At 41.5% G+C, this 13,876-nt stretch carries 18 protein-coding genes; 17 read left to right on the top strand and 1 reads right to left on the bottom strand.

The genetic code is table 11. The features are described from left to right. Positions 1–120: 120 nt before the first annotated feature. A complete protein-coding gene (locus tag G596_RS0107965) occupies positions 121–657 on the top strand; it encodes a bL17 family ribosomal protein (RefSeq protein ID WP_022761311.1) in 537 nt (178 codons plus the stop codon). A gap of 295 nt (positions 658–952) precedes the next feature. On the opposite strand, the gene G596_RS24740 is transcribed toward G596_RS0107965, so the two are convergent. Next, positions 953–2,800: a flagellinolysin gene (locus G596_RS24740; protein WP_022761310.1), complete on the bottom strand. Its 1,848-nt coding sequence runs from the start codon at positions 2,798–2,800 to the stop codon at positions 953–955. A 227-nt stretch (positions 2,801–3,027) separates the two neighbouring features. Here G596_RS24740 and G596_RS0107955 point away from each other — a divergent pair, with 227 nt between their 5' ends. From G596_RS0107955 to G596_RS0107880, 16 genes are all read left to right on the top strand, one after another. Further along, positions 3,028–3,879: an energy-coupling factor transporter ATPase gene (locus tag G596_RS0107955; protein ID WP_026499389.1), complete on the top strand. Its 852-nt coding sequence runs from the start codon at positions 3,028–3,030 to the stop codon at positions 3,877–3,879. After that, positions 3,870–4,715, top strand: a complete 846-nt coding sequence (locus G596_RS0107950; protein ID WP_022761308.1) for an energy-coupling factor transporter ATPase — start codon at positions 3,870–3,872, stop codon at positions 4,713–4,715. The genes G596_RS0107955 and G596_RS0107950 overlap by 10 nt, the downstream gene beginning before the upstream one ends. A 32-nt stretch (positions 4,716–4,747) precedes the next feature. Then, positions 4,748–5,548 carry an energy-coupling factor transporter transmembrane component T family protein gene (locus G596_RS0107945; RefSeq protein ID WP_022761307.1) on the top strand — a complete coding sequence of 267 codons (801 nt, stop codon included), beginning with the start codon at positions 4,748–4,750 and terminating at the stop codon, positions 5,546–5,548. Positions 5,549–5,613: 65 nt separating this feature from the next. Beyond that, the gene (gene truA / locus G596_RS0107940) at positions 5,614–6,360 is read left to right on the top strand and encodes a tRNA pseudouridine(38-40) synthase TruA (RefSeq protein ID WP_022761306.1); all 747 of its coding nucleotides are present in this window, start codon (positions 5,614–5,616) and stop codon (positions 6,358–6,360) included. Positions 6,361–6,580: 220 nt separating this feature from the next. Further along, the gene (gene rplM, locus G596_RS0107935; protein ID WP_022761305.1) at positions 6,581–7,009 is read left to right on the top strand and encodes a 50S ribosomal protein L13; all 429 of its coding nucleotides are present in this window, start codon (positions 6,581–6,583) and stop codon (positions 7,007–7,009) included. Positions 7,010–7,029: 20 nt separating this feature from the next. After that, positions 7,030–7,428 (top strand): 30S ribosomal protein S9, encoded by a 399-nt coding sequence (gene rpsI, locus G596_RS0107930; RefSeq protein ID WP_022761304.1) that lies wholly within the window; start codon positions 7,030–7,032, stop codon positions 7,426–7,428. Between the two features lie 639 nt (positions 7,429–8,067). Then, positions 8,068–9,051, top strand: coding sequence for a GNAT family N-acetyltransferase (locus G596_RS23660; RefSeq protein ID WP_022761303.1), 984 nt, complete (start codon positions 8,068–8,070; stop codon positions 9,049–9,051). Positions 9,052–9,096: 45 nt separating this feature from the next. Next, a complete protein-coding gene (locus G596_RS0107920) occupies positions 9,097–10,026 on the top strand; it encodes an adenosine deaminase (protein ID WP_022761302.1) in 930 nt (309 codons plus the stop codon). 61 nt (positions 10,027–10,087) lie between these two features. Next, the gene (locus tag G596_RS0107915) at positions 10,088–10,510 is read left to right on the top strand and encodes a bis(5'-nucleosyl)-tetraphosphatase (protein WP_022761301.1); all 423 of its coding nucleotides are present in this window, start codon (positions 10,088–10,090) and stop codon (positions 10,508–10,510) included. A 34-nt stretch (positions 10,511–10,544) separates the two neighbouring features. Continuing rightward, a complete protein-coding gene (locus tag G596_RS26075) occupies positions 10,545–11,024 on the top strand; it encodes a hypothetical protein (protein WP_022761300.1) in 480 nt (159 codons plus the stop codon). Positions 11,025–11,144: 120 nt separating this feature from the next. Continuing rightward, the gene (locus tag G596_RS0107905; RefSeq protein WP_022761299.1) at positions 11,145–11,357 is read left to right on the top strand and encodes a helix-turn-helix domain-containing protein; all 213 of its coding nucleotides are present in this window, start codon (positions 11,145–11,147) and stop codon (positions 11,355–11,357) included. After that, positions 11,344–12,225, top strand: a complete 882-nt coding sequence (gene rhuM, locus G596_RS24365; RefSeq protein WP_022761298.1) for a RhuM family protein — start codon at positions 11,344–11,346, stop codon at positions 12,223–12,225. Before G596_RS0107905 ends, rhuM begins: the two co-directional genes overlap by 14 nt. After that, on the top strand, positions 12,218–12,670 hold the full coding sequence (locus G596_RS24735; protein ID WP_022761297.1) for a hypothetical protein: 453 nt from the start codon (positions 12,218–12,220) through the stop codon (positions 12,668–12,670). Before rhuM ends, G596_RS24735 begins: the two co-directional genes overlap by 8 nt. Before the next feature lie 117 nt (positions 12,671–12,787). Further along, a complete protein-coding gene (locus G596_RS0107890) occupies positions 12,788–13,114 on the top strand; it encodes a hypothetical protein (protein ID WP_022761296.1) in 327 nt (108 codons plus the stop codon). A gap of 99 nt (positions 13,115–13,213) precedes the next feature. After that, the gene (locus tag G596_RS0107885) at positions 13,214–13,429 is read left to right on the top strand and encodes a helix-turn-helix transcriptional regulator (RefSeq protein ID WP_022750258.1); all 216 of its coding nucleotides are present in this window, start codon (positions 13,214–13,216) and stop codon (positions 13,427–13,429) included. Beyond that, complete coding sequence (locus G596_RS0107880; protein ID WP_022761295.1) at positions 13,416–13,859, top strand: hypothetical protein; 444 nt, start codon at positions 13,416–13,418, stop codon at positions 13,857–13,859. Before G596_RS0107885 ends, G596_RS0107880 begins: the two co-directional genes overlap by 14 nt. The last annotated feature ends 17 nt before the right edge of the window (positions 13,860–13,876 follow it).

Below are 13,876 nucleotides of genomic sequence, written 5' to 3'. Positions count from 1 at the left end.
GTGTACGGATGCGGATTCTCATTAGGTATTAACACAACATATCGGGAGTAAAACCAAAGCGTATTCCGGTATGCACCACAGCAGAGGGAACTCTGCGATTGAGAAAGGAAGTAAATTATTATGGCAATGTACAGAAAGTTAGGAAAGGCTACAAAGCCCAGAAGAGCACTCCTCAGAAACCAGGCAACAATGCTTCTTTACAATGGTAAGATTGTTACAACCGAGGCTAGAGCTAAGGAAGTAAAGAAGATCGTTGAGCCTATCATCGCTCTTGCAGCTAAGGAGATGGACAACTACGAGACAGTTACTGTTGAGGCTAAGGTTGCCCGCAAGGACAAGGATGGCAAGCGCGTTAAGGAAGTTAAGGATGGCAAGAAGGTAACAGTTTATGATACTGTTCAGAAGGAGATCAAAAAGGATAAGCCTTCACGTATGCATGCTAGAAGACAGATCCTCAAGACCCTCTATCCTGTAACTGAGGTTCCGAAGGAAGCTGCTGGAAGAAAGAAGAACACAAAGCAGATCGACCTTGTTGAGAAGCTTTTCACAGAGTATGGTCCTAAGTATGCTAGCCGTAACGGTGGTTACACAAGAATCGTTAAGATCGGTCAGCGTAAGGGCGATGCAGCTATGATGGTTGTTCTTGAGCTTGTATAATTAACATAATAAAAATAATGAGCGGTACGATTAGTCGTATCGCTCATTTTTTATGTGCGCTTAGCAGTGCATGATTCTAATTCCTACAACAATTTAATAGATTCTAATCTGCATTGCCATCAGATACAATCTCTGTAGATGTTCCATAAGCCTGATCGGGATGCTTGTTTGCGTATTCTGCAAGCGTTTCACCACCCGACATAGTACGGGCGAGTAAGGAACATAAGATAATAAGTGCAATTATTATAATTAGTGGTTTAAAGTATTCGTTTGACATAAAGTCATTTTAGCAAATTTATTGAAGAAGTGCCATAACACCCTGAGGAGTCTGATTTGCCTGTGCCAGCACAGACTGCCCGGCCTGCTGAAGGATATTTAATGTGGAAAGTCTCACCATTTCTTCAGCCATATCTGCATCGCGGAGGCGTGACTCTGCAGCGGTAGTATTTTCAACAACGTTATTGAGATTATATACAGTATGCTCGACACGGTTCTGAATAGCGCCAAAATAACTTCTTACACCGCTTACCATCAGGATTGCATTAGAAAAATTGTCAATAGCATTGGTTGCGTTATCTTCTGTCAGAAGATTTACATCTGTAATAAGAAGTGCATCTGTGCTCATGTCAAAAAGCTCAATTTCCACTTTGTTTGTCATATCAGCGTCTGTTCCGAGGTGAAGAGCGATAGAAGATCCGCGTCCTTTCTGGTTCTCGGTAGTAAGGTCCATTTGAACATAACCCAAAGTGGTATTCATGATTTCAATCGGTTGTTTGTTCTTTTTCGCAGTTTCGCCAAGTATATTTGTTCCGCCTGTGCTAAGTGAAGGAGTAATAAGTGATCCTACACCACCAAGACTTTCGTATGAGAGTCTTCTTACAAATTCTACTGCGCCCATTTTGCCTGATACAGGACTTGAGTAACTACCGTTGTTGATGCAATCCTTTAAATCGGATTCGGATATACCTATAAGGCTTGTAAGAACGGTATCAAAGCTATCGGTTTTGTTATCGATGAAACCCTGGAAGATTTTGTTCATTCCGGTTAAAATTGTGGCTTTTGAGAAATCATTTGTGTCGGAAGCAAGGTAACCGGCATAGGCAGCTGCCAGATAACCATGACCATAAACTCTTCCGTCCACTGTATATTGTCCGCCTTGTGAGAGGTATGCAGCAATATTATAGTCTCTGGAGGGATCGTTTGCACTGGAAAGTGTACTTGCACAACTACTGAGATAACTATTCCAACCGGATGAATAGCCGCCACCTGATAACTGCGCTGTTCCTTCTATAAACCATAGCGGAAAGTCTTCAGGACCTGTACCTATATTCATTCTTTCGGGATAAACTGTAGCCATAACACCATGCATTACTTCGTGTGCAACCGTTGATTCAAGCAAACTGAGTTTATCTTGGCCTAAATTCAGGGAAGGGAAATCGGCCTTATCCACTGAAAGCAGTAGAGAACCTGGTGTGAAATTCTGTCCGGGCCATGAAATTTGGGCGGACATGGATGCCAATACGTTATCCACACCGTCTATTGTATTGATAGTCATTGTTGAATAATAGGGAGTTTTATCGTTTTCAGCCGCTGTCCTTACTGTATTTCCCATAGGAGAAAAACTGTTGAGTATCTGTTCTACAGCGTTGGGGAAATACTCATTAGAGATTTTCTGTGCAAGATATTTCATCCCATTTGCTATAGAAGAAGGCGGATTGAGAGTAGTTAATCTCGGAAGACGACCTTTTTTAGGGAAAATGGGAGTTTCGTTGAATTTGGTACGACTTGTGATCGCGTTTATTTCACTTTTTAACTGCTTGATTTCGTTATTGATGGCTATTCTGTCTTCGGGCGCAAGGGTTCCATTAGCGGCCTGAATAGAGAGAACGTTGCATCGCTGAAGCATTTCATGTACTTCGTGTAAAGCACCGTCAGCAACCTGGGCCATAGAAATGCCGTCTTTGCCATTTGAGGAAGCGCGTGTAAGTCCCCTCATCTGGCGGCGCATTTTTTCAGATATGGTTAAACTTGCTGCGTTATCTGCGGCGCGATTAATCTTATATCCTGAAGCCAGTTTTTCGGCTGTTTTAGCTCGTTCTGAAGTTGTGATACCGGTCATCATATTTGCATACGATGCCTGCATGTTATGTTGTATTACCACAAGCTGCCCCTTAATGATAATAAATCGATATTTTTAGTCCTTTACACTAAAGTTATCGGCAGTTTTATGAAAAAATATTACACTTTTTAAATATGGCAGAAGAAGTGCGCAGCTGTGCTTGTTTTTCACAACTGCATATAATAAAATAGTGAGGATGTACTTTAAGAGCGCAATAATACTGAAAAAGAGGCAAAATGAGTTCAGAAACTATGCTCCGTACGGAGAATCTGACATTTGAATATATAAGACGAGATGAGGAAGGCAACGTAGAAGGGATAACCACCGCTGTTGACGGAGTGGATCTGGAAGTCAAAAAGGGCGAATTTATATCCATTCTCGGACACAACGGTTCAGGAAAATCTACACTGGCCAAGCATTTTAATGCACTTTTATTCCCCACTGAGGGTACTGTCTTTGTTGACGGAATGAACACTTCGGATGCAAGTAATCTCTGGAGTGTCAGACAGGAAGCGGGCATGGTTTTTCAGAATCCCGACAATCAGATAATCGGACAGGTTGTTGAAGAGGATGTGGGATTTGGACCGGAAAACATGGGGGTTCCCACAAAAGAGATATGGGAGAGAGTAGAGGAAAGCCTTAAGACCGTAGGAATGTACGAATTTAGGAAAAGCTCACCCAATCACCTCTCCGGAGGACAGAAACAGAGGGTTTCAATTGCGGGAGTTATTGCAATGCACCCGAAATGCATCATTTTTGATGAGCCGACAGCCATGCTTGATCCTAACGGACGAAAAGAGGTTATCCGCGCAGCGAGAGCCCTGAACGACGTGGAAGGGATAACGATCATTCTGATTACTCATTATATGGAAGAGGTTATCTATTCCGACAAGGTCTTTGTTATGGATAAGGGACATGTGAAGATGCAGGGTACCCCCAGGGAGATTTTTTCACAGGTGGATAAACTGAAGGAATTGAGGCTGGGTGTTCCGCAGGTAACTCTTCTTGCGCATGAGCTTAGGCAAAGAGGACTTAATATTCCCGAGGGAATTCTGGACCGAGGGGAACTTGTAGCTGCTTTGAAGGGATTAAAATGGCAATAATACTAGATCATGTAAATTACATATATGAGGCCGATACAGCGATGGCAAGGACAGCCTTAAATGATGTGTCGCTTCAGATACCGGATGGCCAGTTTATAGGCCTTATTGGGCACACCGGATCGGGAAAATCGACCCTTGTGCAGCATTTGAACGGCCTTATGAAACCGTCATCAGGTTCTGTCTTCTTTGATGGCAAGGACATAAACGATCCCGAATATGACAGAAAAAATCTCAGAGCCAAGGTGGGACTCGTTTTTCAGTATCCCGAGCATCAGCTTTTTGAGATAAACTGCTTCCTGGATGTGTGCTTTGGGCCAAAAAATCTGGGGGTTCCTCAGAAAGAGATAGAGCTTAGAGCGTATGATGCCCTTAAAAAGGTAGGCCTTCCGGATGAATATTTTTATCAGTCTCCGTTTGATCTGTCCGGGGGACAAAAGAGGAGGGTGGCTATAGCCGGAGTTCTTGCTATGAAGCCGGAGGTGCTGATTTTGGATGAGCCTACCGCAGGACTTGATCCTAAAGGCAGGGATGAGATACTTGATTTAATCGCTGAACTTCATGATACGCTGGGAATCACGGTAATTCTGGTGTCACACAGCATGGAGGATGTGGCGAATTACGTCGACAGAATAATAGTTATGAATAAGGGTGAAGCAGTCTATGACGGAACCCCGAAGGAAGTATTTGCGCATTACAAAGAGCTTGAAGCTATAGGTCTTGCTGCACCGCAGGTTACATATGTTATGGAGGAACTCAGAGAAGCCGGATTTCCCGTACATACGGATGCTACCACTATTGATGAGGCAGCAGATGAGATTATGCGGGTTTTTGGATGATTTTTATATAAAAAGTTGGGAGCATGTACTGAATGCTTAGAGATATAACGCTGGGACAGTATTACCAGACAGATTCCGCTATTCACAGACTGGATCCGAGGGTAAAAATTGTAGCGACACTGGTATATATTGTATCCCTTTTTGTAGTAGACAATTTTATAGGATATTTGATAGCAGCAGCCTTTCTTGTGCTTGCCATTATGAAGTCAAATGTGCCCGCAAAATTCATTTTTAAGGGCATGAAGGCTATTTATTTGCTGCTTCTTATTACTATGCTGTTTAATCTCTTTTTGACGCCCGGAGAGCCTCTAGTGACTTTCTGGAAACTGAAAATAACCAAAGAGGGACTTAAAATAGCGGTTATGATGGGAGTGAGGCTTGTTTTCCTTATAACAGGGTCTTCAATAATGACGCTCACTACCACCCCAAATCAGCTTACGGACGGTATGGAGAGCCTCATGAACCCGCTTAAGGTGTTCCATGTGCCGGTACATGAGATATCTATGATGATGTCGATTGCACTCAGATTTATTCCGATTTTGATGGAAGAGACAGACAAGATCATGAAGGCTCAGATGGCAAGAGGTGCCGATTTTGAGAGCGGATCGCTTATCCAGAGGGCTAAGAGTCTGATACCGCTTCTTGTTCCGCTTTTCATATCTGCCTTCAGAAGGGCAGGAGACCTTGCTATGGCTATGGAGGCCAGATGTTATCGAGGCGGCGAAGGCAGGACTAAAATGAAGCCTCTTGCTTATAAGAAATGGGATATTTTTGCATATATAGTGATTTTTGTGTATTTATGCGCAATGATCGCTGTGGGAATTCTGTTTTGATTGACGCAATATTGTGCAATTTATTATTGATATATCCTTATATGCATATAATTGAGGGCTAAGATTTGAAAAATATTATGCTGACAGTTGCATATGATGGGAGCGGCTATCACGGCTTCGCTTTTCAGGAAAACACCCGGACAATAGAGGGTGAGCTGAAAAATGCCGTTGATGCGCTGACCGGTGAGGATTCGGAGATTATCGGTGCCAGCAGGACAGATGCCGGAGTGCACGCATATGGAAATCTGGTGGTGTTTAAAACAGAATCCACCATTCCTGCTGAAAGCTTTGCACCGGCATTGAATAATAAGCTCCCCGATGATATCAGAATCATGCGGTCGGAGGAAGTTCCGCTTGAATTCCATCCGAGAAAGTGCCTCTCAGAGAAGACATATGAGTATAGAATCCTGAACGTTAAGACAATGGTGCCTACTAAGAGGCTCTATTTTTGCCATAACAGCTATCCTCTTGATGAAAAGAGGATGAACGAGGCTGCCAAGTACCTGGTGGGAGAACATGATTTTTCAAGCTTTTGTGCAGCCGGATCTCAGGCACTAAGCCATGTTCGAAGGATTATTTCGGCAGAGGCTGTGAGACAGGGCGATGAGATAGTGATTAGAATCACAGGCAACGGCTTTTTATATAATATGGTGAGAATTATAGCGGGGACTCTGATGGAGATAGGCAGGGGGAAGGGCGAGTCTTCGGACGTTGAAAAGATGATCGGAGCAAAGGACAGAGCGGCAGCAGGACCGACAGCTCCGCCGCAGGGACTTTTCCTTATAGAATACAGATTCCCCGAGGAATTATAAAATTTTTATAACCTCAGCTATTTTGTGCTATTTTCGGTGGATTTTGGGTTGACAAATTGAAAGAAATAAGCATATAATATATGACTGTGTGACGATTATCGCCAAAGTTATCCCGGTAAGTAACGAGGCGTATATCTTATACAATATATAAGCGAATGGATCAGGTGAAGGGTTCTTCGCACCAGAGTTTAACTGTTAACTGGTTATGGAGGTAATTAGAATGAACACATATATGCCTAATGCTTCTTCTGTTGAGAAGAAATGGTATGTTGTAGACGCAACAGATATGACACTCGGTCGTCTTGCTTCTAACGTTGCTAATGTACTTAGAGGAAAGAATAAGCCGATTTATACACCCAACATTGATACAGGTGATTATGTAATCGTAATCAACGCTGAGAAGATTAAGGTTTCAGGTAAGAAGATGGACCAGAAGATGTACTGGCACCACACAGATTACGTTGGACACCACAAGGAGTTCACTCTTCGTCAGATGATGGAGACACACCCGGAGCGTGTTATCGAGCATGCAGTAAAGGGAATGCTTCCCAAGGGTTCTCTTGGCAGACAGATGTACACAAAGCTTCACGTATACGTAGGCCCTGAGCACGATCATGCAGCTCAGAAGCCCGAAGTACTTACATTCTAATCTGAAAGGAGAATTTGAAAATGGCTAAAGCAGCAAGTTTCTATGGCACAGGTAGAAGAAAGAAGTCTATCGCCAGAGTTTATCTTACACCCGGTAAGGGCAATATCACTATCAATAAGAGAAGCATCGACGAGTATCTTGGACTTGAGACTCTTAAGGTTATCGTTCGTCAGCCCCTTGTACTGACAGATACTCTTGATAAGTTCGATGTTAACGTAACAGTTCGCGGTGGCGGCACAACAGGTCAGGCTGGTGCAATCCGTCACGGTATCTCAAGAGCACTTCTTCAGGCTGATTCTGATGAGTACAGACCTGCACTTAAGAAGGCTGGATACCTTACACGTGATCCTAGAATGAAGGAGAGAAAGAAGTACGGTCTCAAAAAGGCTCGTCGCGCTCCTCAGTTCTCAAAGAGATGATCAATCTGCTATTGCAGAATGTTGTTTCTTCGGAAATATTCAAAGATCTATTACCGGAAGCCTGTGTGGCTTCCGGTTTTCTATTTAAGTCAATCCTATTCAGAAATTAGTAATTTCATTTTTTAATTCTATTCAGGCTTATTCTTAAGGCATGTCTATTGGTTTGTGATTCTGAGTGTTCTTGACTACAAATCTTGTTTTATTCTGTTTGAGTCAATGATCACAGTGTGTCTGATTGACTGCAATTCCAAGATTATTCTATATGAGTCAACCAGCTACGGTTGTGGATTTGACTGCAAATCCAGTATTACCATATATGGGTCAACTATTGCATGGGGATGCGTTGACCTCAAATCATGTAATTTCAAGAATGAGTCAATGGTCCTAGGGAATTTTCATGACCGCATTTCTAATATCTTGTACCTGAGTCAACAGCCAGGTTGGAATCCGTTGACTTCAATTCTATTAGCTTCTAATTTGAGTCATATTCAGCAGAAAAAAGATGTGATCTATGGATAAATATCTCAGATGAACTGTAATTATTTGATTTGCATGCCGGTAGATTATATTGCATACTACAATGTATGTGATAATACGAGAGAAATGGGGGAGAAAAGGCATAATGACACATAAAGAGTTATGGACAGAGTTCTGTTCAAAGAAAATATAGATATAAATACACCATACGAAGCTTGGGGATTTGGCAGTACTGAAGAAGATATGGACAAGCTTTCAGAATTAGTTTTGGAGGGAAAAAAGTTTGGAACAGCAAGCTCTTACGATGAGTATGTTATGGAGGATGCTTTGGATGCGCTTCCGAAAATCGGTGATTACAGTGTAATACTGAATAGCCAAGACGAGGCTGTATGCGTGATCAGAACTTATGACGTGTACGTGAGAGCATTTGGGGATGTGCCTCCTTTTCACGCTTATGCCGAGGGGGAGGGCGACAGATCGCTCCAATACTGGCGTGAGGTTCACGAAACATTTTTTATGGATTGTCTTGGCGAAAACAAAATGCAATTTAGCTGGGAATCGCGCGTGGTTTGCGAAAAATTCTGCGTTGAATATATTCCGGGAAAAGAAATTGCTGATGAGGAGCTTCTTTTTGCTGAGCCTACAATGAACTTTGCAAAAGAAATAGCAGCATACAGACAGGAAATGTTGGATGCCGGGTCCTCATTTGATGGATGCTTTTCCATGAAAAGAATGCCTGACATACAAGAATATGTAGATTACTGTATAGGCTGGGCCAACCCAAGGAGAAAAGCAGATGAACATGGTGCATGGGGAAATGTGCTTTTAGTCATCAGGAAGTCTGATATGAAGATGGTAGGTTGCATGCAGGTTCACAATGTTCTCACCGAGAGGATGAAAAAGTATACAGGACATGTGGGTTATTCGGTTCGCCCATCAGAGCGAAGAAAAGGTTACGCAAAAAAGATGCTGGCTAAGGCTTTGGATTTTCTTTCGAGTTTCGGATTTGAAGAGGTTTATGTAAGTTGTCTTCCTGAAAATGAAGCTAGTAGGAAAACAATCTTGGCAAATAACGGAGAATTTGTCGAGACGGTTTTTGTGAAGGAAGATAATGTTACGCTTGAGAAATACAGAATCAGGCTTTAAGTGGTGTTATATCCATAAATAAAAAATAGATAGAGTAGGGACACAATGTTTGTAGAAGGTTTAAAGGAAAACAATATAAGCAAACTTCTGGCTACACCCAAGAGTGACCTCCACAATCACTCTACCAAAGGATGCAGGAGAGAGTGGCTTGCCCAGAAACTGAATGTTGATATTCCTAAGCCACCACAGCGCCTTGATGGACTTGAAGGTATGCAGGCATGGTTTAGGTCCTCTATAAAACCCTTTTGTGATGGCTATGAAAATATGCTGCTTAGATGGGAGGGCGCTTTTACTGAGGCTAGGCGAAATAATATTACTCGTCTTGTTATGAATTTTGGTACAGCTGAAGTGGATCAGGTAGGAACGGTACAAGAGTTCCAAGAACTTATTGAAGGGTTCCATAAAACATATTGTCCGGATAGTATCTTTGAAGCTGAGCTGACATATCCCTCCTTTGGAAACGTGGAAGAAGAGGCAGACGAACTCGATAAATATGCCAGTTCAGGATACTTTAAGGCGATAGATATTTGCGCAGGAGAAAAAGTCCAGCCATTTGAAGCTTTTTTGCCACTGTATAGAAAGGCTGAGAAGTACCATTTGACCAAGAAGATGCATGTTGGAGAAACAGGTTCGGCTGAGGATGTAAGAAGGGCTGTAGAGACTTTGGGCCTATCAGAAGTTCATCATGGAATTAATGCATCAACATCCAAAGAAACCATGAGATTTCTTGCTGATAATCAGATACAGGTTAATGTCTGCCCCAGCAGCAATGTAATGCTGGGATTTGCAAAGGATTATAAAACACATCCAATCAAAATATTGGTGGAGAATGGTGTCAGGGTTACCATAAATACTGATGATCTGCTGATCTTCGACTCGTCAATTGAAAATGAATATCTTAAACTTTACAGGGCGGGTACACTGAGCGCAGAGCAGTTGGATAAAATAAGGCAAACAGGATTAGAAATTCTGTGATAGCATAAAAGAATATTTATTGTGCCTATAGTATGATACAGATTTGATATTGGAGAAAGTCATGGTATTTGAAAAATCATGTGGAGCAATTGTTTTTACTTTGGAAAATGGAGAAATAAAGTATCTTCTTGTAGAGGAAATGAGTGGCTGTCACAGCTTTCCGAAAGGACATGTGGAAAATAATGAAACCGAGGAAGAAACAGCACTTCGTGAAATAAAAGAAGAGACAAATCTTGAAGTAGAATTAAATACTGATTTCAGAGTGACAGAAAGCTATAATCCAGCAGAGAGGCCTGGAACGAGGAAGGAAGTTGTTTATTTTCTTGCAAAATATACAGATGCTAAGCCTTGTGTGGTACGCCAAAATGAAGTTCGTACCTTAAAAAGTCTTAGACTTGAGGAAGCTATTGATATTATTGAACACGACAATAAAAAAGAATTGCTCAAGCAGGCCGATGCTTATATAAAAAAGAACTATATATGAAAAAATATTGTAAAGATTTAAAGGACTGATCCAGATGCCATTTAGCCGTCACTGGATCATGCATATAGAAGCCATGCGCTGCATCAAGAATAAACTCTGCAAGATAGCACGAAAGGGTGTTGATCCTGTTGCTTATTGTGGCTTTTCCTGTAATCACTGTTTCCTTTCAGAGTGGTGCGGGTCCTGCAGAACGAAGCACAATGTCTGCTCTTTTGCTACCTGTGCGGAGGACAGAATATGTCCGAATGTGAGATGCTGTAAGGAAAAAGATTTGGACGGATGTTATGAGTGTGATGAGCTCGAAAATTGCAATAAAGGATTTTATATTCCATCAAATGACGGGGCAAATGCAGCAAAGGCTCAGGCATTATATATAAGGAAATACGGAAAGAAAGAGTTCTTAAAGGTTCATGACAGACTACATGAGAAGTATGACTTCCAAAAGACACAGGAAGTTTTGGGACAGGATTATAAGGAAGGATTGAGAATTCTGGAGGAAAGCTATATGGAATAAGGAATGTGGAAAAGGGAGTTCAAGTGTGGACTCCCTTTTTGATTACATATAAAAATACGCATTGCGAGTGATGGAAAGGCATGATATAATTCACTTGACGCATTGCGTGGAGGTGCAATTATGGATATAGCAGAGAAAATTAAGCAATTAAGAGAGAGCACGGGAGAAACAAGAAAAGAGTTTTCGATTCACACTGGTATACCGGTTCGTACTTTAGAGGATTGGGAAGCAGGGCGCAGGACTCCTCCGGAGTATATTCCGAGGCTGATCGCTTATCAGCTGGAATATGAGAAAATAATGAAGGATAGAGGGGAATTTAATGGCAAAGAATGAAATTGTTTTATTTACAGACGGGAATACAGAGATAGAGGTGCAGATAAGTCCTGAGCAAGAAACAGTTTGGCTAACACAGAAACAAATCGAGCAGTTATTTGATGTTAAGCATGCTACGGTAAGCGAGCATATTAGCAATATTCTTAGCTCAGGAGAGCTTGATGAGACTTCTGTCGGTTTTTCCGACAAAAGTTCCGGAGGAAGAAAACCAAAGATTTATAATCTTGATATGATACTTTCTGTTGGATATCGAGTTAATTCAAAGAGAGGTATAGCTTTCAGACGATGGGCAAGTGCGGTGCTTAAACAGTATACTTTAAATGGCTGTGCTATCAACGAGCGCAGGTTACAGGCACTTCAAAAAACTGTGGAAATACAAACAAAGATGATTGCAGGGACATTGGATATTGAGCAACAGGATGTACTTAAGGCTGTAAATTTATACACGCAAGCACTTATGCTTTTGGATCAATATGATCACCAGTCTCTTGAGAAGCCTGAAGGATCGAGCCCAATATACAGAATCACCTATAAAGACTGCAGAGAGATGGTCAATTACATGGAGGATACTTTTAAATCAGACGTATTTGGTGTAGAGAAAGAAGTTGGTAAAGTGGAAGGCATTCTGGCAGCAGTCTATCAGGATGTCTTTGGAGGGGAAGTGTATCCTTCGCTCGAGGAAAAGGCGGCCAATCTTCTTTATTTCATGATAAAAGACCATCCTTTTGAGGATGGCTGTAAGAGAATCGCATCGGCGGTAACACACTTGGATGAGGATTCACCTCATATGCACGTAGTAGGAGTTCCGGTAGCAACAGGATACAAACGAGGACTAAGCAAACAGGTGGCAAAAACAAAAAGTGTTTGATCAGGAGAGACTAGAAAAAATACAAGATTTAATGCACGATTTTGTAGAGCATCAGATGAAAGACCACCCGGAGATCTTTGGAGATGAAACCTTAAAGCCAAAGGAAAAAGGAAGGAATAGCGACTTCTCAAAAGAATTCTACTTAAGGCTAAAGCAGCAAGAATATGAAAAACTGTATATAGATGCTGTAGTGAAATCCGAGATGAATAAGGAATTCATGAGATATGCGTCATTAGAAAATCCAAAAACTACACTTGGAAAACTCGTATCCGGATCATTCAAGAAATTCAAGGAATGGTGGGATAGGACTAGAAAGCCTGAGGTGACCGAAAAGGCTAGAACGAGTATCCTGGAACAGCTAAGGGAAGCTGGAGTTAGGGCTGATCAGCACAACGAACAGCAGATTCCAAAATCACACAGAACAGACTTGGGAATAGAGAGATAATCTTTCTAAAGTAGAGGACAGGGGCGTGAAAACGTCCTTGTTCTATGTGTAAGAATATTGAAGAGGATAGAGAAGACACGTATAATCTAAAATGCTGGGTATTACGTAAGCAAGCAGGTGGCAAAGACAAAAGTATTCGACCAGAAAAGATTAGAAACGATACAGGATCAGATGCACGATTTTGTAGAACAGCAGATGAAAGACCACCCGGAGATTTTTGGAGATGAAACACTTAAGCCAAAAGAAAAAGGCAGGAATAGTGACTTCTCAAAAGCCTTCAAAACATTCAAGGAGTGGTGGGACAAGACCAAGAAGCCTGAGATAGCTGAAAAGGCTAAAACAAGCATTTTGCAAAAGCTAAGAGAAAGCCAGGCGATAGTTGATGAGAGGAAAGAGCAGCAAGGTCCAAATCTTAATAGGAATAATCTAAGACCTGAGAGATGAATAACTGAATAAATGTAAAGGAACCTTGACATAGATGACACACTATGATATATTCAAAATGTAAAGGAAACTTGACAAATTTCAATTGGAGGATATGCATTGGAAAATTATGTAGAGAAGCTTCGGAAGGAACGCGGTTTAAACCAGGAGGAATTTGCTAAAATAATCCGAGTTTCCAGGCAGACGATTAGTTCAATCGAGAATGGTAAGTATAATCCATCGCTTGATCTCGCGTTTACCATAGCAGATTATTTTGGAATGACAATTGAAGATATTTTTATTCATAAGGGAGGTGGAAACGATGAAAATAAGTGATCTTAATAAAGGTGTTTTATGTATACTCGTTGGAAGTTGCTTTGTTCTAGCAGCGATTTTTACCGAGGGTGCAGTAGACGGCTTGCTCTGGGGGTTGGCGGGAGGCGCTTTAGGACCCGGTATTGGATGGATTGTAAAGCATTTTTACTGGTCTGCTCCCAAAAACCAGAAAAGATACAGTGAAATTAAGGAACAGGAAGATATTTGTCTACATGATGAATTGAACGAGAAACTACGCGACAAAACGGGTAGAATAGCTTATAATATCATTTTTTTCTTGATATGCATTTCCGAGGTGACATTCGCTATTCTTGGAAAAGCAGGAGTGATTATCAACCATAAGACTATAGTTTGGTATTTGTTTGGATTGTTAATTATACAGATTGCAATAGATAAAGTGGTGTATTATCAATTGAGGAAAAAATACTGATTTAATTGCCCTTATTA

It is taken from the genome of Butyrivibrio sp. AD3002, from assembly GCF_000420905.1.
In the GTDB taxonomy this organism is placed as follows: Bacteria; Bacillota; Clostridia; order Lachnospirales; family Lachnospiraceae; genus Butyrivibrio.
Note: the sequence above shows the minus strand (reverse complement) of the source record. Positions and strands in the feature narration are given on the sequence as shown.